The following is a 26,868-nucleotide window of genomic DNA, read 5'->3' as shown; positions in this document are numbered from 1 at the left end:
AGGACCGGTGGTGGGCTCGATTCCGGGGATGCGTGCGCCGCCGGGACCTGAGGTGCCGCCGGGTCCGCCGACGCGCGTTCCGCCGGGACCGGTGGTGGGCTCGATTCCGGGGATGCGTGCGCCGCCGGGACCTGAGGTGCCGCCGGGTCCGCCGACGCGCGTTCCGCCGGGACCGGTGGTGGGCTCGATTCCGGGGATGCGTGCGCCGCCGGGGCCCGAGGTGCCGCCGGGTCCGCCGACGCGCGTCCCGCGAGGCCCGGAAGAGCCGCCGGGGCCCGAGGTGCCGCCGGGTCCGCCAGTACGTGTTCCGCCGGGGCCGGAAGTGGCGCCGGGTGCACCGACGCGCGTTCCACCGGGACCTGAGGTGGGCTCGATATCGGGGATGCGCGGACCACCGGGGCCCGAGGTGCCGCTGGGGCCGGTAGTGCCGCTGGGTCCGAAAGTGCTTCGGGGACCGGATGTTCCGCTGGGCACGGTACGGCTCGGACTCGGCGTGCGAATGCCCACGGGTCCGCCGGTCGGCAGCGGTCCCGTGCTCGGCAAGGGACTGGGCCCGCCGGTCGCACCAGGGCCGGTGTTGCCGCCGATCGCCGGGCTCGTCGCCGTGTTACCCGAGGTGTGGGTGAACCCAGGCGCGCCGGCATTCCCAGGAGAGACGCTGCTGGTGGGCGTCGGCGTCGGCGCCGCGGCCACTGCCGTGCGGTCGAGCCGCGCCTGATCACCCGCACCACCGCCCGGCGCGGACACAGCCTCGGCAGAGTCGGCCCGCGTGCGCGTCCCCGCGACCTCCGCCCCACGCAACGCAACGCCATCGGTGGAACGCATCGCGACCACCGGCTCCTGCGTCTCCCCGGTCACCGGGTTGAACGGCGCCGTGAACACGGGCGTCGTCCGGTCGATCGCCCGAGTGTTGTCCTCCATCGAACTCATCACCGCAACGGCCTGATCATGCGCAGCACGGGCGCGGTCGTTGGCGGCCTGCGCGTCGGCGAGCGACGCGGTGAACGCCGCCAGCCCAGCCTCGCTGTGAATCCCGGTCGCGGAAGGCCAGGAGAAGGCCACGGGCTCCGGCATGTTCGCACGGGCGGAAGCCATGACCTGACCCTGATCGGCCACCTGGACGCCCAGTACGACCGCGGTCTGCGCGGTCGAGTGGAGCCAGTCGGTCAGCTCCTTCAAAGCGGCCCGCGCACCTTCCGCCGCGGAACCGGTCCAGCCGGACTGGGTGGCCGCGACCTGTTCGGTGAGCGCGTGCGCCGCATCCGTGAGCTCGGCGCCGAACCTCTCCCAGGTCGAGCCGATCTCGCCGGCCTGCCCCGGATCGTTGTTCTGATGCACGGCGGCGTACAGCTCGGGATGGGAACGGGACGCCCAGTTCTGCGTGTCCCGCAACACGGGTTCGGTCATCACGCACCTCCTTCGAGACGACGCAACGCGACCTGGTGGTCTTCATCCACGGCCTGGAAGTTGCGGATCGCGGTAGTCACGGCTGAGTGCGTCTGCTCCAGCACCGTGCGGTACGCGGTCATCACGTTGACGAACGAGAGCCGATCGCCCTCGGCTCGCCCGGAGAACTTGGACGTCATGGCGTCACTGACGGGGTTCGCGCCCAACGGAGCAGGACGGGCGACTTCGCCCGCGCGCTCCAGCCACGAGTCGACCTGGTTCATCTGGTCGCGCAACGCCTTGCTCAGCTTCTCGCCGGCCTCGGGGTCGAGCGTGACCGCGTCGGCGCGCAGCGCGTGCTCGGTCTTCTTCATCTGCCTCTCCTACACGCGGTGCTTCGGCGGGATGTTGTGCTTGTTGTCGCCGACGATGTCGTAAGCGCCACCCGAGGGCCCGCCGTGCGTGGTGCCGACCACGTTGCCCTGGTTGTCCAGGGTCATGATCTCCGTCATCTTGTTCGGGTAGTACTCGGCGTACGAGCTGGAACCGTTGGGGTTGTGGAAGTACTGCGATCCCATGTAGTCGTTCTGCACGTTGGAATGGGTCCACTCCCCGTTGGGGCGGTGGGTGATCAGCTCGGTCTTGCCGTTCTCGGTGTGCATCTGCCACGCGTTGCCGTGCGAGTCGACACCGTTCACCGGCTGGTTCCCCAGGCTGGTCTGCGGGGTGCCGCCCGGCGTGAACGTGTGGATGCCGTCCGGCGAGCCCACGTGGATGTTGGTGTTGTTGCTGTTGGCCAGATCCTGGAACTGGGGCTGGCAGGAGTTGCACATCGGCCGCGACACGACGATCGGGTTGCCCGGTTGTGCGTGCCACGCCTGGAGTTCCGCGTGCGAGGCGTAGTACTTGCCCGGCACACCGCCGTCGAAGTTGTGCGTCGGGAACGGGAGGTTGGAGTTGTTCATGATGGTCTCGGGCGCCACCGAGTCGAACCGGCCGGGAGGCGCCGTCCAGCCACTCTGGTACTGGTTGTAGCCCGTGAACGCGTGCGTCTTGTCGCCGTCGTAGTGGCCCTGGTTGTTGAACTCCTGGCACGGCACGGGCGCCAGCCCCAGCGGGTCGGTGGCCGCCGTCGGGTTGCCGACGTAGGCCCGCGCGTTGGCTGACGGCGCCAGACCGAGCGGGTCGTGCGAAACGTAGCGGCCGACCAGCGGGTCGTAGTAGCGGTTCAGGTTGTAGTACAGGCCGGTCTCGTCGTCGTGGTACTGGCCGGGGAACCGCAGCGGCGTCCCGGCGGGGTTCGGCGAGGCGCCCCAGAGTGCCATGTTCTGGTGCCAGGCAAGGGTTCCGTCGGCATCGACCAGTTCGGCCGGCGTACCGGTCAGGTCGGTGATGATCGCGTGGAACCGGTCACCCTCGGTCTGGCAGATCGCCCGGTGGGTGCCGGGCTCGAAGTCCCAGACCAGGACCGACGAACCGTGTACGACCTCGGCCAGGTTCGCGCCGTCCCACGTGAAGTCGGTCCGATCGAGCACGGAACCGTCCGGTGCCAGGCGTTTCTTCCACACCCGGCGCCCGAACGCGTCGTAGCCGTAACGCCACCGCGCGCCGTCGGGCGTGTGTGTCCACATCAGACGGTTCTCGGCGTCCCACCCGAACCGCCAGGTGTCGATCCGGCCGGGATGCGAGATCTCGCGGAGCACCATGCGGCCCTCGGCGTCGTACTCGTAACGGACGTTGCCCGCGCGCGTCACCAGCGTGCCGTGGTACTTGCGCGGGCCCTGGCCGTCCTGTCCCCGCTGCCATTGGGCGTGCACGACGTTGCCCGACCGGTCGTAGCCGTAGGTCTCAGTGCCGAGCGCGCCACGCACCGCGGTGACGCGGCCGACGGCGTCCAGGTCGAACGCGCGCCCGCCGGTGAGCTGGTCGTCGATCCCGACGAGCAGGCCGTCCGGCCGGTAGTGGTAGGAACGCCGCTGCAGCATCGTCCCGGCGTTGCCGACCAGGCTCTGCGCGCGCAGCCGGTCGGCGGAATCCCATTGCTGCGCAAGCATGACGCGGTCGCCGATGCGTCGTTCGACCTCACGGCCCGCCGCGTCGTAGCGGAACCTGATCGTGCGGCCCGCGGTGTGCAGCGCGGCCGGACGTCCGGCCGCGTCGTGTTCCCACGCGCTCAGCGCGCCGGACGGCGTGCGCCGGCTGACGCGGCGGCTGAGCAGATCGTAACGGGACTCGAGGGTGCGGCCGTTCACCGTCTGCGCGAGGACGCGTCCGGCGGCGTCGTACGTGAACGCGACGTCCGCATCCGGTGTGGTGGCGCGGATGATGCGGTTCACCGGGTCGTAGGCGAGATGAGTGGTCACCTGGCCGTGAGTCCTGGCGACCACGCGGCCGCGGGCGTCGTGCGTGTAGTGGACCGTCTGCCCGGCCGCGTTGGTCCGCCCGGTGAGCTGCCCGGCGGCGTCGTAGGCGTACCGCACGAGCCTGCCGTCGAAGTCCTGTTCGGACACCAACCGCCCGGCCGGGTCGTAGGTGTAACGCCACACCTGGCCGTGCTCGTTCGTGACGGACGACGGCCGCAGTTCGGTGTCGTAGGCGAACTCCAGCCGGGTGCCGTCTGGGCGCACCTCGGCGACGGGCAGGTCGAACAGGCCGATCTCGATGCGCGTCACGGCGTTCATGGCGTCGGCCACGCCGCGCAGGTTGCCCTCGCCGTCGTACCCGAGCACGACCCTGGACCCGTCGGGGTCGACGCGGCCGGCCGGACGGCCTTCCGGCGTCCACGTGAACAGGGTCTCGCCACCGTTGCGGTCGACGACCCGCGCCTGGCGGCCCAGTTCGTCGTAGGCGTAACGGGTTGTGGCGCCAGTGGGATCGGTGGCCGCCACGACCAGCCCGAGCAGGTTCACCTCGTAGGTGTGCACCCCGCCCGCGGCGTCGACGACGGTGCGCAGGTTGCCGAGCTCGTCGTAGGCGTACTCGGTGCGGGCGCCCATAGGGTCGACCGTGGCGGTGAGCGAACCGCTGGGGCTGTACTCGCGCCGCCACACCGCGCCGTCCGGGTCCACCGTGGTGACCAGGCGGCCGGACGCGTCGTACTCACCCAGCGACTGGGTGCCGTCCGGATAGGTGACCGCGACCGGGTGGCCCTGCTCGTTGTAGAGGAAGGAAGTCCTGCGTCCCAACGGATCCGTGTGGGACAGCAGCTGGTGGCGTTCGTTCCACTCCTGCAGCGTGACGTTGCCGAGCGGGTCCGTCTCGCGCACCACCTGGAAGTGCTCGCTGAGCTCGTAGACCGTGGTGTGGCCCAACGAGTTCGTCGCGCGGGTGACGCCCGGCGCGTATTCCAGCGAGTAGTTGAAGTACCCGTCCGGACCCTCGGCGCGCACGCAGCGGTTCGCCGAGTCGTAGGCGTACCGGTACCACATGTCGTTGCGGTCCTGCCAGAAGACGATGCGGTCCTGGTCGTCGTACTCGAACCGTGTCGGCGTGCCGCTGGAGTTGACGTGCTCGGTGAGCCGGCGTGCGTCGTTGTAGCGGAACTCGCCGAGCAGCACGTCCCGCAGCCAGAATGCGGTGATCAGGCCGTCCTGGGACTCCACCCGGATGCGGTAGCCGCCCGAGTGCACCACTTCGGTCACGGTGCCGTGCTCGTCGCGGCCGAACTCGATGCGCCTGCCGTTGGCGTCGGAGATCGCGCTCAGCAGACCGTCGCGGCCGGCGAAGTGCAGGATGCGGTCCTGCTCGGCGACGAGCACCGCGTAGCCGGTCGCGGTCCGGGTGAGCGGCCAGCGAGGGCCGCGCTCGGGCAGCACCTCCTGCCCGTCGGCGGGCAGCGGGTACAGCAGCAGCGTGCCGTCCTCGGCGGCGAACGCGACGCCGGTGTCGTCGGCCTCGAGGCGTTGGTCCACAGTGGACGCCCAGGAGCGGCCGAACGACCGGCCCAGCCGGTAGTTCGACAGGTGGGTGCGCTTCAGGATCAGGGGCAGGGTCGACTGCAGCTCGACGTCGGTTTGGGGCAGGAGCATCCAGCCCGTCGTGACGTCGATCGGGTCGCCGCAGTTCGGCCGGCTGTCGACCGGGGTGTCGTGTGCTCCCCTGGGGGTCGCCTGGTCCTTGATGGGCGGAGTGTCGTTCTTGGGGGGAGGTGGCGGCGTGTTGTTCTTGGGCGGTGGTGGCGGCGGTGCGTCCGACTTCGGTGGCGGGGGAGTGTCGTTCTTCGGTGGCGGTGGCGGGTCTGCTTTCGGTGGCGGTGGTGGCGTGCCCGCGCCGGAAGTGTTGGTGCTGTCGCCGTTGTTCTTGATCGGTGGCGGCGGGTCTGCCTTGGGTGGCGGTGGCGGGGTGCCCGCGCCGGAAGTGTTGGTGCTGTCGCCGTTGCCCTTCGGCGTGGGCGGCGGTTCGACCTTCGGCTGTGGTGGTGGCGGGGCGCCGGCACCCGAGGTGTTGGTGCTGTCACCGCCCTTGGGTTTGCCTGGGTCGTGCACGGCCGGCGGCGGCGACTTCGGCGTGGGTGCCGGAGCGGAACCCTTGGGCGGCTTGGTGTTGCGCAACGCCTTCGCGGCGTCACCGAACAGGTCCTCGGCCCGCTTCAGCAACGGCACCAGTGCCCGCAGCGCCTGGGTCAGCCGGTTGGTGAGGCGCGCGATCTGCGAACCGACCTTGGCGACCTCCGCGACCACCTGCGGCACCACCCAGGTCAGGCCGATGCCCAGCGTCGCGACGACCTGCAGTGCCCAGCTGATCAGGTGCCCGACCAGCTCGGCGATGATGTCGCGCACGAGGCTGCGCACCGCCGCGACGACCTCACCCGCGGTCTTCACGCCGCCCGACGCGCCGTCCGCGCCCTCCTTGGCGGCGGTGAGCAGGTTCGCGGTGTTCGCCGCCTGCTCCCGGTACGCGTCGCCCGCGGCTCCTTGCCACCCCTGGGTGTCTGAGGTCGACATCGAGGTGAGATCGCCCGCGATGGCCTCCAGCTCCTTGGCGACGTTCTTCCAAGTGTCGGAGTGCGCCTTGATCTCGTCCGGGTTGCCCGCGAGCTGGTTCAGCCCCTCCTTGAGCGGGCCCACGTGCTCCATGAGCCAGCCGACCCCGGCGGCGAGGATGGAGCCGAACGGGTCCATCACCATGCCCAGCGCGGTCAGCCCGACGTCCACCGCACCGAGCGCGGTCGCCGCCCAGTCACCCTTCTCGATGGCCGACTTGAGCTCGATCGCGGACTCGACCATCGTCGCGCCGCTGTAAGCCTTGGTGGAGTCCTGCGGCTGCGCGACCAACGGGTTCACCACGGCTCGTTCTCCTCGTCGTCACGAACGTCGTCACGAACCTGAGCGGGTTCCTCGTCGTTTTCGTCGGTTTCCAGTTCGGGGAACCGCTCGCGCAGGTTGTCGAGCATCATCGAGCGGGTCTGGAGGTCCTCGTCGCCGAGCCCCTCGGCCATCACCTCGGCGACCCGGCCGGCGATGCCGGACTGCGCCCGGTGCACGGTGTCCATGATCATCGAGGGCAGGTGCTCCAACGGGATGGTGCGCGCGCGGTCACCGAACTCGATGCCGGTGAGGCTGCCGTCGGCCCGGACGGTGACGCGCACGGCGCCGTTGGGACTGGAGGCGGTCAGCCGCAACGCCTCGGTCTGCTCACCCACCGCGCGGTAGCGCGCCGCCTTCTCCTCGAACCCCTTGGCCCACGCGGCCATCCGCGCCTCGGCCTCCTCGGGGTCGCGGACCACTTCGCCGAAGCCGATCATGAGCCATCTCCCAGCGACTGAGTGCGCAGCGCCGTCATCGTCTGGCGGTGCGCGGATTCCTGGTCGTCGTACGAGGCCGCGGTGTCGCGGATGCTGCCGGCGGTCTTGGAGAAACTTTCGACGGCGGCGGACAACGCCTCGGCGGCCTTCTCCTCCATCGGACTGATGGCCAACGGCATGAACCCGCACAGCAGGCCGTAGGAATCGCCCGGCATGCTCGCGATCCGCGCCGCGTCCACCACGGTGTTGAGCCGGTCCGTCAGTCCGTCCAAATGGCTGCCGTGCGCCCGCAACTCCTCAGGCGCGGCGCCGAATCCGCCCGCTGACATGTGCACTTCCTCCCTCGTCCGTGTGGCCACGCTCCCATCTCGTGGCGCCGCGGTGGGGTGCGTCGAGCGGTCCTTTGTCCCTTCGGACACGGCTCTGGCCCGATCGACCGCGTCCGGGTCCGGCGAAGTCGTCGGGCCGGTGACGCCGCTGCGCGGCGGAAGGACGCCGGCCTGCGGCCGGAAACGCCGCTGCGCGGCGGTACGAGCGGGCCTCCTTCGTCGGCGCGCTCGTACCGGAAAAGCTCGGTTGGCCGCCGTCGTGGTCCCAGGCCGGTCCAGACCTGCGTTGCGTGGGTCCGGGTGCGTGCGTGGTCGGCATGAGGTGGGCTGAGTTGCGTTGTTCTTAAAAGCGCATGGAAGCCAACCCACCTCATCACGGCCACGCCCGCAGCCGCAGCAGACGACGGGAGTCTGGGACGGATCGGGACCCACGACGGCGGCCAGCCGGCTTTTCTCGGTACGTCGCGTTTTCGAGCCGCCAGGCGAGAAAACGTGATGTGTCGGCCGCAGGCCGCACATCCCAGCCCAGCTGATCACCCGAGTCGAACACCACGTTAAGAACGACCCGATGGCCACGCTCTCATCAGGCAAATCGGGCACGACTGAGATCGTTGATCTTCGCGAAGGGAACATTCGGGACGTCCAGCGTCACAAACTCGCCCCTCGCAAAACGTGAGAACGCTCCCAACAGTGATCAAGTAGCCCGCCGAAACAGAATCGCCGGAATTCGGGCACCAGGCGCCCGCGGACACACCTAGTGCTCCAGGCAGAGGCCGCCGGGCAGTCTGCCCAAGACGGCACGGCCGCCCGCGCCGCCGGGAAGGTCGTGGATGTATCCGATAACGCACGCCTCGTCGCCGACGCTCACGGCGTAGAGCAGGGTGCCGACCGGAGTCGGGTCGGTCGAGCGGGCCAGTCGGGCCGTGGTGTCCGGGTGCCGGCTGCTCTGAGCGCCTGGGCCACAGCGTCGGCATCGGCGTCCGTCGGCGGGTGGACGACAACCGAACCGTTACAAGGGACGCCATCCAGGGTGATGCACCGGCCATCTCGCGGGAGGAGACGGTCGATATCGTTGGATGCCACCTCGGCCGCCGATCGCTGGGCCTCGGAAAGGGGAAGCCGTCGGGTGGCGTCGGCTGCGGCGAGGTTGCACTAGTCGTCCTGGCCGGTGTCCCAAGCCGCACAGGTGAATCCGGTGTTCTGGCGCTCGGGCGCACCTCCCCACCTGAAATGCCACCAGGCGCCGATCAGCACCGCGGCGACAGGGCGATGAGGCCGGCGAGAGCCCATGCCCGGGATCGCGGCGGCCACGTCTTCCACCTCACTGAATCGTCCACTCGTGAATGATATTTTGACCAGGTAGAACGACGAAGGGATGGCATTCGTGAGCTGCCCGGAGCTGAGCCAGGCCGATTTCGAGGCCGCCGCGGAGGAGCGGCTGCGCCCGATCGCGCCCGAGCTGGACCTGGAGTCGTTCCAAGCGGTGTGGCTGCTCAACCAGGCGGCCGACGCGGCGCGCAGGCACCTCGAGGAGCACGCGCTGCTGGAGTCGGACCTGTCGTGGTCGCAGTTCGACGTGATGTGGCACCTGTGGCTGTTCGGCGAACAGGAGAGCCGGTGCGTCGCCCAGGCGCTGCGGATATCCAAGTCGGGCATGACCGTGATCGCGACGCAGCTGGTGGGGCGCGCTCTGGTCAAGCGGCAGGTGAGCCCGGCCGACCGGCGGCGGGTCTACCTGAGCGTGACGAAGAAGGGGGAGGCGTTCATGAAACGCCTGTTCCCCCGGTTCAACCGGGCCGAGGGCACGTTCACCGACGCCCTGTCGTCCCAGCAGAAGAAGGAGCTCGCGGGCCTGCTACACCTGCTGCTGGGCACCAACCCGTGACGCGAACGCCCGCCACGCCCCCGCGCTGAACGCCAGCGACGAGCCCCCGGTGTTCTTCGAGTCACGCACGCGTACGACCTGCGCAAACGCCACCTCGACGCACGAGCTGCCGTCGGTGTTGCTGCTGTAGCTGCTCTTACGCCAGGTGGATTCTCGTGACATTGGTGAGGTTCTCCCGCGCTCGGCTGGCCAGGTCGGCCAGCGTGCTCCGGGATTCTTCCTCACTCCATGCGACTTGGTCCATTTGATTGAATATAGCCTTGCACCGTTGGACACCCAGGTCATCCTGAATGAAGACCTGCGCGAGTTCGCTTTCCATCACGGCTACGGACGCCTGCTTCTCGAACTCCCACAGCGCGTAGTACGACGACACGACACCCGCTGATCCACTCGACTCGGGGATGATCCGGATGGAGTGGGTTTGGAAGAGCAGTCGGTAGTACTGCTCCTCCATCACAAGGGCGTCGCCGATCCGCAGGCGCAGCGCGTTCTCATGGATGTAGCAGGTGTAGTCGGGACGGTTGGGCCGACGCAGGATCGCCTGGCGCGCCATCCGAGCCTCGACATTGATCTCGATCCGCTCCGCCGGGACGCAGCCGCCCTCCACGAACAGAGCCCTCGCGTAGTCCTCGGTCTGAAGAAGGCCGGGGATCGTGGCCGGATCGATGGTCTTGATTTTGGTCGCTTGCGCCTCGGACAGCGCGATCGTGCGCAGGTTCTCGGGCGTCTGCACGTAGTACTTGTCGAAGGCGCTGCGATACAAGCCCAAGAAACCCTCGATGAACTGCTGGGTCCGCCCGCACCTCCCCAGATACTGCACCACGTCGATCTCGGTCGCGCGCACCTGGCCGTTCTCGATGCGCGTGACCTTGGAGTGGTCCCAGCCGAGCATGCGCGCCATCCGCCGCGCGCTGAACGTCGTGAAAACCTCGCGGATCGTGCGCAACTGATCGCCCAGGTCGCGGCTGTACGGAGTGGACGGATCGCCGTTCATTCACTCGACGGTAGCCGGTGCAGCAGATCCTGCAGTGGCCCCGAACGGGTGGAATCACAGCATCCACGAGTATTCCCGGATGTCCCAGTCGCTGACGTGTCGTTCGTAGCGCGCGAGCTCCTGTCGCTTGAGGCCGGTGAAGGCATCCACGAACGTCTCGCCCAACGCGGTGACGAGCGGTGCGTCCGCGGTCAGGTGGTCGAGCGCCTCCTCGAGGTTGCGGGGCAGCACGGCGCCCTGGCCGGGGTGGCGCCCCTCGGCCGGCGGGGGCGGGGTGAGCGACCGTCTGACGCCGTCGTGCCCGGCGGCGAGTAGTGCGGCGACGGCGAGGTAGGGGTTGGCCGCACCGTCGCCGCTGCGCACCTCGAACCTCGTGCCGCGGCCCCGATCCCTTGGTACGCGGGCGAAAGCGAACCGGTTGTCCAGTCCCCAGTTCGCGATCGAGGCGACCAGCCCGCCCTGGTGTAGCCGCCGGAACGAGTTCACGGTCGGGTTGAGCAGCGCGGTGAGCGCGGGCGCGTGTTCCAGGACGCCGCCGAGGAAGTGCAGCGCCAGCTCGCTCAGCCCGTGCTCTGCGGCCGGTTCGTCGAACAGGTTGACGCCGAGCTCGTCGACGAGGCTGACGTGCAGGTGGAAACCGTTGCCCGCCTTGTCGTTGAACGGCTGGCCCATGAACGTCGCGTGCAGGCCGACGACCGCCGCGATCTCCTTCACCGCGTACTTGAACAGGAACGCCCGGTCGGCCGCGTCCAGCGCGTCGGAGTGGTGGTGGTTCACCTCGAACTGGCCGCCGGAGAACTCGTGGTTCGCCGCGAACACCCCCAGCCCCATCGCGCGGCACTGGCGCAACAGCCCGAGCAACACGTCGCGACTGGCCAGGTCGTCGTTCGCGGCGCCGACGACGTACCCGGCGGTGTCGCGGTTGACGTACGGACGCAGCGCGCCAACGTTGTCACGGTGCGCCAGGTAGAACTCCAGCTCCGGCCCGACCACCGGGTGGCCGACCTCGGCGATCAGGTCGCCGACGACCCGGCGGAGCAGGTCGCGCGGAGACTCGGGCAGCGGCCGGCCGGTGAGCGGGTCCTCCAAGTCCGCCAGCACCACGGCGACCCCGGAGCTGAACGGCGTCACGCGGGCGGTCGACAGGTCCGCCACGGCACGGGTGTCCGGATAACCGATCTCCGCCGGGTCGGAGGACGCCCGTGGGTGGGCGGCGAGATCGGTGTGCAGCAACGTCTGGCAGAACGCGATCCCGTCGCGGCCGAAGTCCTCCAGCGCGATGTCCTTGCCGCGGGCCACGCCGTGCAGGTCCGACCACATCACCCGGACGATGTCGACCTGCTTCTCCTCCAGGTCCTCCAGGAAACGCTTGAGCTCGATCTCGCTGTCGGTGACGGTCATCGGGAACTCCCTGCTGCCTCGACGAACGCGGCGAAGACGGACTTCTGGTGCGGGTCGGAGTCCGCGGTGTCCTCCGGATGCCACTGCACGCCCAGGAACCAGCCCGCGGTGGCCGCCTGGATCGCCTCGACCGTGCCGTCCGGCGCGTGCGCGGCCGCGGTGACTCCGTGGCCAAGGCGGTCGATCCGCTGATGGTGGAAGCAACTGACGTCCACTGTGGACGCACCGATGATCGGCCGCAACGAGGGGGCGATGTCCACCGGGATGTTCACATGCCGATGCGGGTTCTCCATGTGAATCTCCAGATCGCCGCCGAGCGCCACGTTGACCACCTGGGCGCCGCGGCAGATCGCCAGCAGCGGCACGGCTTCCCGCAACGCCCAGCGCGCGGCGGTCAGGTCGAACCAGTCCTGCTCGGCGTCCACGTCGTAGACCTCCAGGTGTGGCATGCCTCCGTACTGCGAGGGCATGACGTCGCCGCCGCCGGGCAGCAGCAGTCCGTCGGCGAAACCCAGTCGTGCGGCCACATCGCCTTCGGTGACGTGCACGCTCAACGGCTCGCCGCCCGCCGCGTACACCGCTCGTGCCAGCGCTCGGGCCGTCACGTCGGCGCGGTAGCGCAGGGCGGAGGCGGTGGCGGAGATCCGTGCGGGGATCGCGATCAGTGGCCGTTTCACAGCGCCACCCAGGTGGTTTTGAGTTCGGTGTACTTCTCGAGTGCGTGCACGGCTTGTGCCAGTGCGCGGGTGGTCATGTCGGCGTGGTGGCGCAGGGCGGAGGCGGTGGCGGAGATCCGTGCGGGGATCGCGATCAGCGGCCGCCTCACAGCTGCACCCAGGTGGTCTTGAGCTCGGTGTACTTCTCCAGCGCGTGCACGGACTTGTCCCGGCCGTTGCCGCTGCGCTTGTAACCGCCGAACGGCACGCTCAGGCCGCCCTCCTCGTAGCAGTTGACCCACACCGTGCCCGCGCGCAGCCGCCGGGACACGCGGTGTGCGGTGGCCAGGTCGCGGGTCCACACGCCGGCGGCGAGGCCGTACTCGGAGTCGTTCGCCATGGCCACGGCCTGTTCGACATTGTCGATCGGATGCACCGCAAGGACCGGCCCGAAGACCTCTTCGCGCGACAATGCCGTACCGGGTTCGACATCGTCGAACACCGCGGGCCGCAGGTAGGCGCCCGGCAGCGAGTCGGGACGGTCGCCGCCGAACGTCAGCCGCGCGCCCTGCGCCTGGGCCAGCGCGATGTGCGACTCGACGTGTTCGCGATGGGCGGCGCTGACCAACGGGCCCATCTCGGTGGCCGGGTCGAGCGGATCGCCGATCCGGATCGAAGCGAGCCGGGCGGTGATCCGGTCCAGCAGTTCGCCGTGCACGTCGCGATGCACGATCAGCCGTGACGGCGCGGTGCACATCTGGCCCTGGTTGAAGTAGACGCCCCACGCCGCGGTCGACGCCGCGAGGTCGAGATCGGCGTCGGGCAGCACGATGTTGGGCGACTTGCCGCCGAGTTCCAGCCACACCCGCTTGAGGTTCGACTCGGCCGCGTAGCCGAGGAACGCGGCGCCGACCTCGGTGGACCCGGTGAACGCGATGGTGTCCACCCCGGGATGGCGGCCGAGCGCCCGCCCGGCGCGCGGGCCGTTGCCGGTCACCACGTTCAGCACGCCGTCCGGCAGCCCCGCCTCGGTCGCGAGCTCGGCCAGCCGCAACGCCGACAGCGGCGACTGCTCGCTCGGCTTGACCACCACCGTGCAGCCGACGGCCAGCGCGGGCGCGATCTTCCACGCCGCCAATGTCATCGGGAAGTTCCACGGCACGACGACGCCGACCACGCCGACCGGTTCCCTGGTGACCAGCGCGAGGGCGTCCGGGCCGACCTCGGGCGTCTCGCCGGTGAGCTTGTCCGCCCACTCCGCGTACCAGCGGTAGGTGTCAACGGTGGTGCGCAGCTCGATCAGGAGCGCGTCGCCGACCGGTTTGCCCATCTCCAGGCTGACCAGCAGGGCGAGCTCCTCGCGGTGCGCCTCGACGGCGTCCGCCAGCGCGTGCAGCACCCGCTTGCGTTCCTTCGGCGCGAGCGTGGGCCAAGGCCCGGAGTCGAACGCCTGCCGGGCCCGGCGCACCGCGAGGTCGACGTCGGCCTCGTCCGCGTCCGGCAGGACGACCAGCTCGGCGCCGTCCCGTGGCGAGGTCAGGGCCCAGTGCGCGGCGGCGTCGTGCGGACGTCCCCCGATCAGCATGGCACTGGGCAGGCGGACGCCGGCGGCCCGTAGGGCCCACTCCTGCGCGGTCGGGTTCATGGCTCGAAACCATATTCGTTCAGCCGTGAACGGTCTACAGTTCCTGTCAGAACCGTGAACTACTTGCATAATCTGCGACGCTAGCTACAGTTCGTCCACAAATGAACGAAACGAAATGCAGGAGGGGTCGTGAGCGTCGCCGGGTTCTTCCATCCCAAGACCGCGAGCGGTCGGTCGTCACTCGTGCCCGCTCCGCCGTGGTACTACAGCGGTGACCTGCTCACCGTGGAGTACCGCACCGACCCCGCCAGGGTCGCCGAGCTGCTGCCGGATCCCCTGCGTCCGGCGCCCGACGACCCTGGCGCGGTCGCCCTGATCTGGGCGGACTGGCAGTCCTGCTCGACCGGCGGCGAGGAGCTGCTCGACCCGGTGCTCTCGCAGTACCGGGAGGCGTTCCTCGTCGTGCGTTGTGTCCACGAAGGACAGACGTACAGTCGCGCCGCCTACATCTGGGTGGACAAGGACTTCGCCGTGGCCCGAGGCTTCCACCAGGGCTACCCGAAGAAGCTCGGGTCGATCCACCAGACCCGCCTGCACCCCTACGGCCCGGCGCCCAGGCTTACCGAGGGCGCCCGGTTCGGCGCGACGCTCGCGGCAGCCGACCGGCGGCTCGCCGAGCTGCGGGTGACGTTGCTGGAACCGAGTGAGCACAACGGTTTCGTCAACGCGCACCCGATGGCGCACCACCGGTGGCTGCCCGCCATCGACCGGCCGGACCGCCTGGCGCTCGACGAGCTGATCTCGACCTCGGCGGCGGGGTTCGAGGGCGGCACGCCGTGGCGGGCGCGGGTCGATCACTTTGCCCTGTTCGAATCCCCGACGGAGGAGCTGAGCCTGTTGCGGCCACAGGAGATCATCGGCGCGTACTACCGCCAGGTCGGTGTCGAGTGGAATGGCGGCGAGCTGCTCGCCCGCGACCAGACGAGCGTCCGATGAAGGCCGTCGTCGAAGGTGTCGAGGTCGACACCCGCCACTGGATCGGCGGCCGCCGCGTCGCGTCCGCTACCACCTTCACCGATGTCTCACCCATCGACGAGCAGCCGATCGCCGAGATCGCGTCGGGCGACACCGCCGAGGCCGAGGCCGCCGTGGACGCCGCGCGCGCGGCCTTCCCGGACTGGGCCGCCTTACCCCGCAAGGAACGGGCGGACGTGCTGCGGAGGGTCGCCGACGGCATCGACGCCCGCGCCGAGGATCTGGCCAAGGTGGAGACCCGCGACAACGGCGCGCTGCTGCGGTCACACCGGCGGGGCGTGATGCCGCGTTCGGCGAACAACTTCCGCTACTTCGCCGACCTGCTCGAGAAGCTGGACCACCCGCTGGAGGACATCCGCGGCCACCGGCAGCGGGTCACCTACGACCCGGCCGGCGTGGTCGCGGTGATCACGCCGTGGAACGCGCCGCTGATGCTCGCCACCTGGCGCATCGGCCCGGCGCTGGCCGCGGGGAACACCGTCGTGCTCAAGCCACCGGAGTGGGCGCCGCTGACCGCGTCGCTGCTGGCCGACATCACCGCCGAAGCGGGCCTGCCGGACGGGGTGTTCAACGTGGTGCAGGGAACGGGCGCGCGGGCCGGTGCGGCGCTCTCGGCCGATCCCGGCATCGACCGGCTGGCGTTCACCGGCTCCGTGCCGACCGCCGGGCTGATCGCCACCGCCGCGGCTCCGCAGATCGTGCCGCTGTCGTTCGAGCTGGGCGGCAAGTCCGCGCTCGTCGTGTTCGAGGACTGCGACCTGGACCTCGCCGTGCGGCTGGCGGTGGAGCAGTTCGACAACGCCGGCCAGGTGTGCCTGGGCGCGTTCCGGATCCTGGTGCACGAGAGCATCGCGGAAGAGTTCCAAGAGCGGGTCGTCGAACGGGCTTTCCGGCTAGTACAAGGGGATCCCCGCGACGAGAACACCGACGTGAGCGCACTGATCTCCCGCCCGCACTTCGAGCGCGTCGACGGGTTCGTCCAGCGCGCCAAGGCCGCCGGGGCCCGCGCGGTGCTCGGCGGCGGCCCCAACGACGAGCTGGGCGGGCTGTTCTACCGGCCGACGATCCTCGTCGGAGCCGAGGACGGCAGCGAGATCCTCACCGAGGAGGTCTTCGGGCCGGTCCTCACCATCCAGACGTTCCGCACCGAGGACGAAGCGGTGCGGCAGGCCAACTCCACGCGGTTCGGGCTCGCGGCCACGCTCGTCACCGGCGACCCCGAGCGGGCCGAGCGGGTCAGCGGCCGGCTCAACGCGGGCACCGTGTGGGTCAACTGCTTCTTCGTCCGCGACCTCGGCGCCCCGTTCGGCGGCAACGGCCAGTCCGGCATCGGCCGGGAGGGCGGCGTCTGGTCGTTCGACTTCTACTGCGACGTCAAGAACACCGTTTTCGCGCCGGACGGCTGGGCTGCTGCCGGTGGAGACAAGGAGGGCTGACATGGGTGAGATCGTGGGCGCGGGCCTGCTCGCGCACGTCCCGACAATCGTGCTCCCGGAGCAGACCCGCCGGGAGCTCAACAACGGCAAGGAGATCACGCTCGTCACCGGGCTGCACCAGCTGCGCCGCGAGGTCTTCGAGACGATCGACTACGACACCGTCGTGGTGCTCGACTCGCACTGGGCGACCACGGTGGAGTTCGTCGTCACCGCGCACGCCCGTCGCTCGGGCCTCTACACCTCCGAGGAACTGCCGCGCGGGATGCAGCGCCGGCCGTACGATTTCGCGGGCGATCCCGAACTGGCGCACGGCATCGCGGCCCAGGCGGACCGGCACGGCACCTGGATCACCGCCATCGACGACCAGCACCTGCCGATCTTCTACGCCACCACGAACCTCTGGGAGTTCCTCGGCCAGGGCCTGCCGGACAAGCGGTGGATCTCCATCGGCATGTGCCAGACCGCCGACACCGAGGACAACCTGCGGCTCGGCCGGGCACTCGGCGCGGCCATCGCCGAGTCGGACCGCAAGGTCGTGCTGATCGCGTCCGGCGCGATGAGCCACACGTTCTGGCCGTTGCGGGAACTGCGCGCGCACGAGGCGTCCGACGTGACGCACATCTTCAGCAAGGAGGCCGCCGCGGCGGACGCGGAACGGCTGGACTGGTTCGCCCGCGGCGACCACGCCCAGGTGCTGGAGACGATGCCGGAGTACCTGAGGTTCAAGCCGGAAGCCCGGTTCGGGCACTACCTGATGATGATCGGCGCGCTCGGCGAGGAGGACTGCAAGGCCACCTCACGCCAGTACGGCGAGTACGAGAACGCCATCGGCACCGGCCAGGTGCACCTGTGGTTCGACCGTCCCGAGGGCGGCTTCCCCGTTCCCCGGCGCACCGGCCTGATGGAGGTCTGAGTAGTGGAGATCCGGCGCATCCTGCTCGACGGCAACGCGACCGAGGTGGTCCGCCGCGGTGACACCCTGGTCGCCCCGGACGGCCGGGAAACCGGTGTGGCCGAAGCGGTCCACCTGCCTCCCGTGCAACCCAGCAAGATCATCGCGGTGCACCTGAACTACCGCAGCCGCGTCGAGGAGTTCGGTATATCCCTGCCGTCGACCCCGACGTACTTCCACAAGCCGACGACCGCGCTCAACGCCCACGGTGGCGCGGTCGTCCGGCCGGAGGGGTGCAAGTGGCTCAACTACGAGGGCGAGATCGCCATCGTGATCGGCCGCACGGCCCGCAACATCTCGCCTTTGGAGGCGGGCGAGTACATCCGTGGTTACACGATCGCCAACGACTACGGCCTGCACGACTTCCGCGACACCGACGCCGGTTCGATGCTGCGGGTGAAGGGCGCGGACACGTTGTGCCCCTTGGGTCCCGGGCTGGTCGAGGGCTGGGACTTCCGCGGCAAGGGGCTGCGCACCCTGGTCAACGGCGAGGTGCGCCAGGACGGCAACACCGAAGAGATGATGTGGGACATGCACTATCTCGTCGCCGACATCGCCCGCACGATCACGCTGCTGCCCGGCGATGTCCTGCTGTCGGGCACTCCGGCCGTGTCCCGCACGGTGTATCCGGGCGATGTGGTGTCCGTCGAGGTCGAGGGGCTCGGCGTTCTGACGAACCACATCGTCACCGGCCCGGTGCCGATTCGCTCCGACGTGGGCGCGCAGCCCACCGAGAGCGAGGAGGTGCTGTCGACGGCGCTCGGCGGCGACTGGGAGTTCCGCGGCATCCGCAAGCCGATGCGGACGTCATGAGCGACCAGAAGGCCCGCGCGTGGGAGCCAAACTCGGTCCAGTGACACGACATCCGTCCCTCGGGTTCACCAACCATCTCGGCCACGTCACGAGCAACGGCACAATCGCGAACGTCGAGGCGTTGTTCGTGGCCCGCGGGACGCATCCGGGCGGGCCGTGGCGTTCAGTGCCGAGGGGCACTAGACGCACTCACCGATGTGCGGCCCCTTTGATGTGGAAGCGATCGCGGTGCCGTCCGACGACGGGGGCCGGGATCGGTGGACCAGATCCAGCACATCGTGCCGCTCGCGTGGTCTTTCGGTGCGCGCGTGCACGTGGACGCGGCCTATGGCGGCTTGTTCACGTTGCTGGCGGGCGACCTGGTCGAACCTTCGCCGTGGCACGCGGTCGCCGACGCCGACTCGATCGTCGTCGATCCGCACAAACATGGCCTGCAGCCCTACGCGTGTGGCGCGGTGCTGATCGCGACCCATCGGTCGGCACTACGTGCACGACAGCCCACACACGTGCTTCACCTCCGACGGAACCGTAACTGGGCAAGATCTCGTGGCCGCGTGCCGCCGGGCTGCGCTGGACGTGAAGCGGCGGATCGAGCAGTCGGAGCCCATTGCCGTGTACCAGCCCGCCGAGATCGACATCGTTACGTACTTCGACCAGCAGTTGGAACAGGTCATCTTTGGCTTTCGTGGCTGAAATGCAGCGGAACACACGGGAACTCCGGTCGTCCCAACGGCGCCTGAACTCACCCGCGCTTCGCCGCTGATGCACCTCTAGCCTTCCGTTTCCTGCGGCTGCTTTTCGTCGTCTTTCCCTCTAGCGCGGATGTTAAGGCTGTCCGGGCTGCTAGCTCGGAATCTTCTGTCGATCGGGGCTTCTTGCTGGTGAGAGGAGAGGGGCCCAAGGTGCTTGCTGGAACAATAGATTTCTCCGTCGGCTGTCCGGATGCCCAGATGCCAAGTTTGTCCAGGATAGTCCTGAACCACGCCGTCGGTTCTACAGAGCTGGACATCGTGTTAATTCTTGCAGTGTCGTCCTCGCTCAGGCGGACCGTTTTTAGCGCTCCACTGTCGAGAAGCGTCTTGAGGATCAATGCGGAGCATTTCCCGAGCTCGGGGTCGTGAAGTGCGTTGACCATGGTTCGCACAGGAGTGCGAAGGGCGCCCAACTCCCACCAGGCAAGCTCTCTCACCAGTAAGATCTGTGTAACAGCAGCGATTAGTGCGTTCCTGGTCCCGAATGCCATGTCGGATGGCCATGACTCGGTCAAGCTCTTTGGCCAGTGGCACCATTCCTGGTGGATGTCCTGGTGTGAAGGCACCAGGTGTTTCACCTGCAATGCAAGCACGTCCGCGGCCTGCCCGGTCTCGTCCTCCGTCGCAGAACTGTCACGGAGGGTGCGGTCGATCAGCCAAACTGCGGTCGAAGAGTCGACGGCGTCAGCCGCCCAAAGCTCGCCAAGGATGCGAATGCTCACCGCGCCGCCATGGAGCTGCATAAGTGTTGCTATTGCGCCGGCAACGCGTGCGCGGGGAGCATAACCGCCGTCAACCGTTACGAGTTCAAGTATCTTCGCGACCGTATCGACCTTCAGTCGCTCTTCTGTTTCTCGCGCCAGCTCCTGCTCCTGGATCTTCACTTGTTCAGCCAGTATGTGTGTGCGATGGTTGTGCTGGGCGGTGAGCAAGGCGCCGATCAGGGTGCCGACTATGCCGAATGCGACACCAAGGAACGTCCATAGGCTCTTCGTATCATCGGCGGACAGCTTGTCGCCGGCAAACAGGTTCGACTTGAGTAGCAGTAGGACGGCAACTCCGATCAAGAAGGTAACTAACACTGTAAGGATGGTCCAGATGACGGTCGTGAGTCGGGATCGAGTACCTTGAGATCCGACTTCATCGACGGGTTCACGGGTTGAACGCTGAGCGACCATGTCTACCTCGCTTATAGGTCTTCGGAAGGGGATCGCGCTGATTCTGTTTGATCTGAGGTTATTGCCATCCTCGAAGAAATAGTCAGGGTTTGGGTAGTTGAGTTGGCAGCTGATTTCGCTGCGTTTCCGCTTGGCTGACCGTTGCGTTGCTTCCGGGTGGCGCCCGGTGATTTAGCTGGGAAGTCATGGATGTCTGGCGCCCAGGTATGTTTCATGACGAGGTGGAGGCAGTTCTCCCGCTCGGGCTCGCTCCAGTAATCGTTGTGACTGAGGAAGCCTCGACGTCTTAGGGTGCTGAGCAATGTGAGCTTTTCATCTGTGTAGCGAATCGATTTCACCGTGGCGTTGATGCCGAGCGTATCGGTTCCGTGTTTGACGTTGCGGTCATCGTGATCGTCCAGATTTGAGCCGAATACGTCGGCCGGGATGAACACATTCGTCCATTTGAGCTCGCTGATCCGTGAGTTGCGAGGCGCTCGCAAATAGCCGGGCTCATAGAATCGGACGAAGTCCAGTGGGCACCCCATCGTGAACAACGTCGTGATGGCTCTGGCGTGGCGAGCGTCGGCTGGCAAGTGCTGGTCTTCGTACGGGTACAGGAAGTCGAATGCAACGAGACATCCGAAGCTATGAGCTACGAGATGAATGGACCGCTTGCCGTCCTGCTCGATCAGTTCGTCGACGGCATCAGCAAGAACGGCGGCGACGCTGGCTGCGTGCAATTCGTTCTTCGTGTATTCGATGAACTGCTGGACGAACCCAGCTCCTGTGGCCGCGATCCGTCGAAGCTTGAAGAACAGAAATGAAGTCACCCCGGCGGCGCCGAGCTTCAATGCTGCAGACCACGATGATGGCACCGGACCGGTGTCGACGAGGTTGGCGGTCTCGAGAACGGTCCAGATCGACGCCACCGCAGCCATAAGAGTCAACCCGATTGCAGCAAAACCTAGCAGCAGCTGGATCTTTGCACGCCATCCCTTCGCGGCCCATGACTTGACGGTCACATTTCCCTGTCGTCTGATCGCCGCGCGCACCGGAATGATCGTGTGAATCAGGTAACCGATCGCTAACAAACCACGTCTCAGTGCGCTGTCGTTGGCTTTCAGCGGATCGAGCCGGGATTGGTAGTCCAGCGTGTAGACGTCGACCTCGGGCACCGGCTCGTCGCCGTCGATCCGCACGATACGACGTCCTTCGGTGAGATGCCCAGAAGGGCTTCCGATGTTCTCAACGATGAACTGGCCCGGCCCCCGGTTGGCCTTCAAATTCATGAGTTCCGTGACTCTAGCGCCGGAATTCGCTGCTGAAGGCAATACTCCCGGCAGGAAAAGCACAACGGGAGGAAGCTGTTTCTGGGAGGGTGGGTTCTGTTGATGGGACATAGCGACTCCCGGCGCTGTAGTGCGTAGTCTTGTCTGTCGCGGACGGCTCGAGGTGTGTTACTTCATGGCCGTGTCCGGCGACGCCGAAGGCGACGTGCGATGCCGATGTCAGGGATGATGATCGGTGAGCGGACTGGGCCGGTCGATCCGGCTGCATGTCCGTTCGGGTGGCGACGCTGCCGCTGGCGCAAATGCCGCTGAGCTCGGTGGCATGCACGACTTGTGCGGCTGAAAGATCGCGAAGCGCGATTCTGAGACAGACTGGTCACGTTGCTGGCGGTTCGCGCGCCCACGCCGTTACTAGTGCTGACGGTGTCAGCTGCTGCTCGCGGATGGGAATCCGGCTTCGACACGCCAGCCGCGTTTCTAGTTGGACCCAAGACGTAGCTGTGGACCGCTCCGGACTACGTCAGGATCGAGTGCAGCCACAGGGTTCTGTTGCCCCGCGATCGTCTCGACCCCATGGAGCAGTCCGACTAGGGGGCATGGTCACGGCGTCCGGCTCCTCTGAGCCACCGTGCAGCTGGCGGAGGGCTACAACTGGTTCGGGATGGCTCCGCCGGTCGGCTGACATGCCGAATATTCGGCGAATCCGTTCACCCGTTGAGCGCATGTCCGTTTCGAGGCGCGGGAGTAGCGTTTTTGGTGCCGCCGCTTGACAACGTTGTCAGGACGGATGGGAGCTCTAACCATGCGGAGATCACCACGTCGTCGTTTCTCCCGCTGTGCGGTCGGTTTGTTAGTGGTCCTGGGGATGACGGTGGTCAGCGCGCCGGAAGCCGCCGCGGCGACCAACGTGGCGCTCGGCAAGCCGACGACGGGGTCGGCGTCGTGTGTGCCGGACGAGTCACCGGCGAAGGCGGTCAACGGAAGCGTTTCCGGTGGCAACACGGACAAGTGGTGTTCCTATGCGGGCACCAAGTTCCTTCAGGTCGACCTCGGCGCACCGGTCACCATCGGGCAGTTCGTGGTCCGCCACGCGGGGGCGGGCGGCGAGTCGGCCGACATGAACACCCGCGCGTTCACCATTCAGGTGAGCACGAACGGCACGTCGTTCACCGACGCGGTGACCGTCACCGACAACGCGGCCAACGTGTCCACCCATGACATCGCCGCCACGAGCGCCCGATACGTGCGGCTTTCCGTCACGCAGGCGGAGCAGGGCGGCGACGGCACGGCCCGCATCTACGAGTTCGAGGTGTACGACACCGGTGGCGGGCAGCAGCCGCCGGGCAACCTCGCGCTGAACCGCCCGGCCACCGGCAGTGCCGCGTGCGCCGCGAGCGAGGGACCGGAGAAAGCCGTCAACGGCAGCGTTTCCGGCGGCAACAGCGACAAGTGGTGTTCCTCCGCGAGCACCAAGTTCCTCCAGGTCGACCTCCAGGCGAACCGGACCGTGGGTGGCGCGATCATCCGGCACGCCGGCGCCGGAGGTGAGTCGGCGAGCTACAACACCGCCGCGTTCACCATCCAGGTGTCCACGAACGGCACCAGCTTCACGACGGTGGCGACGGTCAGCGGCAACACCGCGAACGTCACCCGGCACACGTGGACCCAGCGCAGCGCGCGCTATGTGCGGTTGAACGTCAGCGACCCCACCGCACGGATCTACGAGTTCGAGGTGTACCTCGACCCGCCGCCCGTCGGTGGAGACCCCGGCACGTGCCACCCCGACGCGCCGCCGACGCTGAGCGACTACATCTCCGACCACGCCGCGCAGATGACCAGGGTGTCGTGCAACGCCGACGCGGCCGTCTACTTCGACCCCGCGCTGCTCGCCCTTCCGCCCGGTCAGACGGCGTGGGCGCCGGGATTCGTCACGGACGTGTGGCGCCACTACCGCGAGACCTACGGGGCTTGTGCCGTCGACCGGCCGCTGCCGGCGCCGATCGGGCCGGGCTGTGTCAGGTTCGGGCACCCGAAGCCGTTGATCGCGTTCTTCCACCAGGACCGCTACCACGGCGGCACGGTGGCGAACCGGTTCGACGAGTTCTCCGGGTTCCGCAACACGATCGACGTCGGTGACAACGGGTGGAGCTCCAGCAACGAGACGCTGCGCGACGTGATCACCCACGAGGAGTGCCACATCGTCGAGGGCGCGAGCCAGGGCGTGCACGAGTCCCCGGCGTTCGGTGAGATCTGGGGCGACAGCAAGTGGGCCGAGATCTGCCAGTACGACTTCTACCGCCGTACCGGCCGCACGGCCGACGCCACTCGGGTGTTCAACCAGTACACGAACAACCGGGACGACCTCCCGCAGGGCGCCCGCCAGGCGGCCTGGTTCCGCGACTGGTTCCACCCGCTGTACACCGAGACCGGTAGCGACATGAAGTTCATGGAGCGCTTCTTCGGGTTGCTGAACCAGTACTTCCCGAAGCGACAGGAGAACAACAACCGCAACCTGATCTACACGAGGCGGATGAACGCGGGCGAGTTCGTCCACTTCATGAGCGGTGCCGTGGGCCGGGATCTCAGCTCCATGGCGGAGAAGGCGTTCAACTCGGGCTTCAACCGGGCCCAGTTCGACCAGGCTCGAGCCACCTTCCCGCAAATCACCTACTAACCAGAGGTCGTGAGTGGTTTCCGTCGCCATGACGACGGAAACCACTCACGACCTTCCTGTTGGGACGGGCGGTTCTTCGGCGTAACGCGGCGATCAAAGGATGCGCGATTCGCTGCGTGATAGAGACTTTCGTGCCGCCACCGACCTCCTAACGTTGCCGCCTGGCGGAACAGAGGGAGGTGCAGTGCCATGGCGGATGTCTACGTGCCCCCGTCCCTGGACGAGGTCGGCGAGTTCAACGACGACACCCAGGGCTGGGGTATCAGCGGATACGACCTGGAGGACGAGTTCCCGTAAACCGGTGTGCGCTCGTGTGGTGACCGAACAACGAGGACTGGTGCATGAAGGACGGGTTCGTCGTACTCCCGGACGTCGACAATGCTCGCGTTGTCGAGTCTTTGCCTTTCGAGGCAACGGAAATCGTGCGGTTCCCGTCCGGGCGGCCCTGGTTGGCCGGACGCTGGCGAGCCGACGAGTTCATCCAGGTGAGCTCGGGTTCGGTGCGAGTGGCGCTGATCGGCTGGTGTCCGGTCGGCGCCACCCGGCTGGCCGAGCTGGCCGCGAAGATCCGCACACCGGGTGATGTCGACGCACTGGCGCGAGCGCTCCCAGGAAGCGCTCACCTGATCGCCGACGTCGGCGGTGTCGTCCGGGTCCAGGGCACCATCACCGGTCTGCGCGGTGTGTTCCACGCGAACGTGGACGGCCTGACCGTGGCGGCCGACCGCGCCGACGTGCTGGCCCGCCTCATCGGCGCCGGCCTCGACGAGGACGTGCTCGCCGTGCGGTTGATCAGCGTCAAACTCCCGCCGCCACTTGGTGAACGGAGCGTGTGGCGCGGTGTGCGCGCGGTTCCACCGGACAGCTACCTCACGTTGCAACCGGCCAGGGTGACCCGGTGGTGGCGGGCACCGGAACCCGAGCTGAGCCTCGCCGAGGGGGCACCGGTCGTACGGGCCGCCCTGCGCCAGGCGACGGCCACGCCCGGAGGACTGTCCGCGGACATGTCCGGAGGACTCGACTCCACGTCACTGTGTTTTCTCACCGGCCGCGAAGACCTGGTCACCGCCAGGATGTTCAACGGCGACCCCGGCAACGACGACCCGGAGTGGGCGGCGCTCGCCGCCGCTGAACTGCCCGCGGCCGACCACGTCGTGATCCCACGAGACGATCTGCCCGCGATGTTCGGCGGACTCGGCACGGTCGTCGACACCGAGGCGCCGGTGCTGAACATGCGCACGGCGGCCCGGAACCTGAGGTACGCGCAGCTGCTCGCCACGCGGGACGTCCGCCGGCACCTCGCCGGTCACGGCGGCGACCAGCTGTTCACCGCGCCACTGTCGTACCTGCACACGCTCACCCGTAAGGCGCCCCGCACTGCCCTCAGCCACGTGCGGGGATATCGGGCGCGGTACCGATGGTCGCGGCGCGAGACGTTCGCGGCGCTCGTCGGCGACCGTGGTCTGGCCGAGTCGTGGAAGCGGCTGGCGGACGCTCTCGACGGCCCGCGCCCGATGCCGCGGAGGCCGCACCTCGACTGGCTGCTGCCGCTGCGTGCCCCGGCGTGGGCGGCACCGGACCTGGTGGCGACGGCGCGGCGGCTGTTCGCCGAGGCTGCGGGGGACGCCGAGCCGTTCCACGATGATCGGGGCCAGCACGGGACGCTGGCCAACCTGCGCGCCTACAGCCACAGCTACCGGATGATGGCGCGGACCTTCCGGTCGGGCGGCCTGGCGTTGCGCCTGCCGTATCTCGACGACCGGGTCGCGGAGGCCGTCCTGGCCGTGCGACTGTCCGAGCGCACCACGCCGTGGCGGTACAAGCCCCTGTTGGTCGAGGCGATGCGCGGAGTCGTACCCGATGCCGTCCTGGCCCGCCGCACCAAGGGCGAGTTCAGCGTGGACGCGCACAGTGGCCTGCGCGACCATCTTCCTGGGATCATGGACCTGTTCGCCGACTCGATGCTGGCCGAACGCGGCCTGATCGACGTCGGCGTGTTGCGGACGCGGCTGCTCGGCGCGCACCGCGACAACCACGGCCTGCTCGCGCTGGACGCCACCCTCTCCACCGAGCTGTGGCTGCGTGCCGTGTCCGGCCTGGTGACCACGTGAGCGCCCCCGGTGCGCTGCCCGAGCGGCGACGCCTGGCGTTGCACCGCCGCGTCACGCCGCTGGCCGCCGTCGCCGTCGCCCGCGGACTGGCCAGGTTGCGTCCCAAGCGCCTTCGCCTGGTGCTGGAACGAGTTCGCGCCGGCGCCCGGCCCGCCACCTCCGTTGAGGCGTTGGCGGCCAGGGACGCGGTGGTGTCCGTGAGCCTGCGGTGCGCGGGTGAGCAGGGGTGCCTGCAGCGCTCGATCGCCACAGCGCTGCTGTGCCGCCTGCGCGGAACGTGGCCGACGTGGTGCACCGGTGTGCGGACGGCGCCGTTCAGCGCGCACGCCTGGGTCGAGGTCGGTGGGGCACCGGTCGGTGAACCGTTCCCGGCCGGCTACTACCGGCGGCTGCTGGCGGTGCCGCCGGCCGACGCCGCTAATTGAAACAGCGTGAATTAACCTGCTGTTGATATTACCCGTCGGTATGTCGGGATCGCACGTTGTGAGGCCGCTCATAATTACCCGAACGGTCGATGCGGCGCGCCATGAGGGTGTGGTCCTGACCTGTTCGGAATCGATCGGGATAGCCGACGCCCTATATCGGCTATAGCCGTCGGTTGCCTTGACGTGCCGAATCGTGGCCAAATAATTTCGTCTTGAACGCGACGACTCCGTGTGACCTGGGG

The 26,868-nt window shown here is 68.2% G+C and carries 22 protein-coding genes and 1 pseudogene; 10 read left to right on the top strand and 13 right to left on the bottom strand.

The features are described from left to right. The 5 genes from QSK35_RS07170 to QSK35_RS07150 form a co-directional block, all read right to left on the bottom strand. Nucleotides 1-1,407 (bottom strand): hypothetical protein (locus QSK35_RS07170; protein ID WP_285743470.1); only part of this gene is annotated, 1,407 nt, incomplete at its 3' end. Further along, on the bottom strand, nucleotides 1,407-1,760 hold the full coding sequence (locus QSK35_RS07165) for a hypothetical protein (protein ID WP_285743469.1): 354 nt from the start codon (nucleotides 1,758-1,760) through the stop codon (nucleotides 1,407-1,409). The genes QSK35_RS07170 and QSK35_RS07165, both read right to left, overlap by 1 nt. A gap of 9 nt (nucleotides 1,761-1,769) precedes the next feature. Next, nucleotides 1,770-6,671, bottom strand: coding sequence for an RHS repeat-associated core domain-containing protein (locus QSK35_RS07160; RefSeq protein ID WP_285743467.1), 4,902 nt, complete (start codon nucleotides 6,669-6,671; stop codon nucleotides 1,770-1,772). Continuing rightward, nucleotides 6,665-7,129, bottom strand: coding sequence for a YbaB/EbfC family nucleoid-associated protein (locus QSK35_RS07155; RefSeq protein ID WP_285743465.1), 465 nt, complete (start codon nucleotides 7,127-7,129; stop codon nucleotides 6,665-6,667). The genes QSK35_RS07160 and QSK35_RS07155 overlap by 7 nt, the downstream gene beginning before the upstream one ends. Continuing rightward, nucleotides 7,126-7,458 (bottom strand): type VII secretion target, encoded by a 333-nt coding sequence (locus QSK35_RS07150; protein ID WP_285743463.1) that lies wholly within the window; start codon nucleotides 7,456-7,458, stop codon nucleotides 7,126-7,128. The genes QSK35_RS07155 and QSK35_RS07150 overlap by 4 nt, the downstream gene beginning before the upstream one ends. Before the next feature lie 1,375 nt (nucleotides 7,459-8,833). On the opposite strand from QSK35_RS07150, the gene QSK35_RS07145 reads away from it, so the two are divergent. Continuing rightward, nucleotides 8,834-9,343, top strand: a complete 510-nt coding sequence (locus QSK35_RS07145) for a MarR family winged helix-turn-helix transcriptional regulator (protein WP_285743461.1) — start codon at nucleotides 8,834-8,836, stop codon at nucleotides 9,341-9,343. Here the strand turns inward: QSK35_RS07145 and QSK35_RS07140 are convergent. The 6 genes from QSK35_RS07140 to QSK35_RS07115 are packed head-to-tail and all read right to left on the bottom strand — an operon-like array spanning nucleotide 9,314 to nucleotide 14,039. Next, complete coding sequence (locus QSK35_RS07140; protein ID WP_285743460.1) at nucleotides 9,314-9,505, bottom strand: DUF397 domain-containing protein; 192 nt, start codon at nucleotides 9,503-9,505, stop codon at nucleotides 9,314-9,316. The two genes, QSK35_RS07145 and QSK35_RS07140, sit on opposite strands and share 30 nt — an antisense overlap. Further along, nucleotides 9,480-10,337, bottom strand: coding sequence for a helix-turn-helix domain-containing protein (locus QSK35_RS07135; protein ID WP_285743458.1), 858 nt, complete (start codon nucleotides 10,335-10,337; stop codon nucleotides 9,480-9,482). The genes QSK35_RS07140 and QSK35_RS07135 overlap by 26 nt, the downstream gene beginning before the upstream one ends. A gap of 54 nt (nucleotides 10,338-10,391) precedes the next feature. Continuing rightward, nucleotides 10,392-11,738, bottom strand: a complete 1,347-nt coding sequence (locus QSK35_RS07130) for a glutamine synthetase family protein (RefSeq protein WP_285743456.1) — start codon at nucleotides 11,736-11,738, stop codon at nucleotides 10,392-10,394. Further along, entirely contained in the window at nucleotides 11,735-12,415 is a 681-nt protein-coding gene (locus QSK35_RS07125) for a gamma-glutamyl-gamma-aminobutyrate hydrolase family protein (protein ID WP_285743454.1), read from the bottom strand. Before QSK35_RS07125 ends, QSK35_RS07130 begins: the two co-directional genes overlap by 4 nt. Continuing rightward, entirely contained in the window at nucleotides 12,412-12,564 is a 153-nt protein-coding gene (locus QSK35_RS07120) for a hypothetical protein (RefSeq protein WP_285743452.1), read from the bottom strand. Before QSK35_RS07120 ends, QSK35_RS07125 begins: the two co-directional genes overlap by 4 nt. Beyond that, nucleotides 12,561-14,039 carry an aldehyde dehydrogenase gene (locus QSK35_RS07115; protein ID WP_285743451.1) on the bottom strand — a complete coding sequence of 493 codons (1,479 nt, stop codon included), beginning with the start codon at nucleotides 14,037-14,039 and terminating at the stop codon, nucleotides 12,561-12,563. The genes QSK35_RS07120 and QSK35_RS07115 overlap by 4 nt, the downstream gene beginning before the upstream one ends. 129 nt (nucleotides 14,040-14,168) lie before the next feature. On the opposite strand from QSK35_RS07115, the gene QSK35_RS07110 reads away from it, so the two are divergent. The 5 genes and pseudogenes from QSK35_RS07110 to QSK35_RS42685 form a co-directional block, all read left to right on the top strand. Then, nucleotides 14,169-14,975, top strand: coding sequence for an acetoacetate decarboxylase family protein (locus QSK35_RS07110; protein WP_285743449.1), 807 nt, complete (start codon nucleotides 14,169-14,171; stop codon nucleotides 14,973-14,975). Next, entirely contained in the window at nucleotides 14,972-16,450 is a 1,479-nt protein-coding gene (locus QSK35_RS07105; RefSeq protein ID WP_285743447.1) for an aldehyde dehydrogenase, read from the top strand. The genes QSK35_RS07110 and QSK35_RS07105 overlap by 4 nt, the downstream gene beginning before the upstream one ends. A 1-nt stretch (nucleotide 16,451) precedes the next feature. After that, nucleotides 16,452-17,363 carry a 3,4-dihydroxyphenylacetate 2,3-dioxygenase gene (locus tag QSK35_RS07100; protein ID WP_285743446.1) on the top strand — a complete coding sequence of 304 codons (912 nt, stop codon included), beginning with the start codon at nucleotides 16,452-16,454 and terminating at the stop codon, nucleotides 17,361-17,363. A gap of 3 nt (nucleotides 17,364-17,366) precedes the next feature. After that, nucleotides 17,367-18,215 carry a fumarylacetoacetate hydrolase family protein gene (locus QSK35_RS07095; protein WP_285743444.1) on the top strand — a complete coding sequence of 283 codons (849 nt, stop codon included), beginning with the start codon at nucleotides 17,367-17,369 and terminating at the stop codon, nucleotides 18,213-18,215. Between the two features lie 257 nt (nucleotides 18,216-18,472). Continuing rightward, nucleotides 18,473-18,724: pseudogene (locus tag QSK35_RS42685) on the top strand (pyridoxal-dependent decarboxylase); the annotation flags it as partial. A 233-nt stretch (nucleotides 18,725-18,957) separates the two neighbouring features. Here QSK35_RS42685 and QSK35_RS07090 read toward each other — a convergent pair. Together QSK35_RS07090 and QSK35_RS07085 are read right to left on the bottom strand one after the other, a co-directional pair. Then, the gene (locus QSK35_RS07090) at nucleotides 18,958-20,034 is read right to left on the bottom strand and encodes a hypothetical protein (RefSeq protein WP_285743442.1); all 1,077 of its coding nucleotides are present in this window, start codon (nucleotides 20,032-20,034) and stop codon (nucleotides 18,958-18,960) included. Nucleotides 20,035-20,156: 122 nt separating this feature from the next. Continuing rightward, nucleotides 20,157-21,416 carry a lipase family protein gene (locus QSK35_RS07085; RefSeq protein WP_285743440.1) on the bottom strand — a complete coding sequence of 420 codons (1,260 nt, stop codon included), beginning with the start codon at nucleotides 21,414-21,416 and terminating at the stop codon, nucleotides 20,157-20,159. An 865-nt stretch (nucleotides 21,417-22,281) separates the two neighbouring features. Here QSK35_RS07085 and QSK35_RS07080 point away from each other — a divergent pair. From QSK35_RS07080 to QSK35_RS07065, 4 genes are all read left to right on the top strand, one after another. Next, on the top strand, nucleotides 22,282-24,090 hold the full coding sequence (locus QSK35_RS07080) for a discoidin domain-containing protein (RefSeq protein ID WP_285743438.1): 1,809 nt from the start codon (nucleotides 22,282-22,284) through the stop codon (nucleotides 24,088-24,090). Between the two features lie 189 nt (nucleotides 24,091-24,279). Beyond that, nucleotides 24,280-24,387 (top strand): lasso RiPP family leader peptide-containing protein, encoded by a 108-nt coding sequence (locus QSK35_RS07075; protein ID WP_285743436.1) that lies wholly within the window; start codon nucleotides 24,280-24,282, stop codon nucleotides 24,385-24,387. Nucleotides 24,388-24,431: 44 nt separating this feature from the next. Beyond that, entirely contained in the window at nucleotides 24,432-26,201 is a 1,770-nt protein-coding gene (locus QSK35_RS07070; RefSeq protein WP_285743434.1) for an asparagine synthase-related protein, read from the top strand. Beyond that, nucleotides 26,198-26,626 (top strand): lasso peptide biosynthesis B2 protein, encoded by a 429-nt coding sequence (locus QSK35_RS07065; RefSeq protein WP_285743432.1) that lies wholly within the window; start codon nucleotides 26,198-26,200, stop codon nucleotides 26,624-26,626. Before QSK35_RS07070 ends, QSK35_RS07065 begins: the two co-directional genes overlap by 4 nt. Nucleotides 26,627-26,868: the final 242 nt, after the last annotated feature.

Origin of the sequence: Lentzea sp. NBRC 105346, assembly GCF_030269605.1 — a bacterium.
Taxonomy (GTDB): domain Bacteria; phylum Actinomycetota; class Actinomycetes; order Mycobacteriales; family Pseudonocardiaceae; genus Lentzea.
The sequence above is the reverse complement of the archived record's forward strand: the minus strand, read 5'-3'. Positions and strand labels throughout refer to the sequence as shown.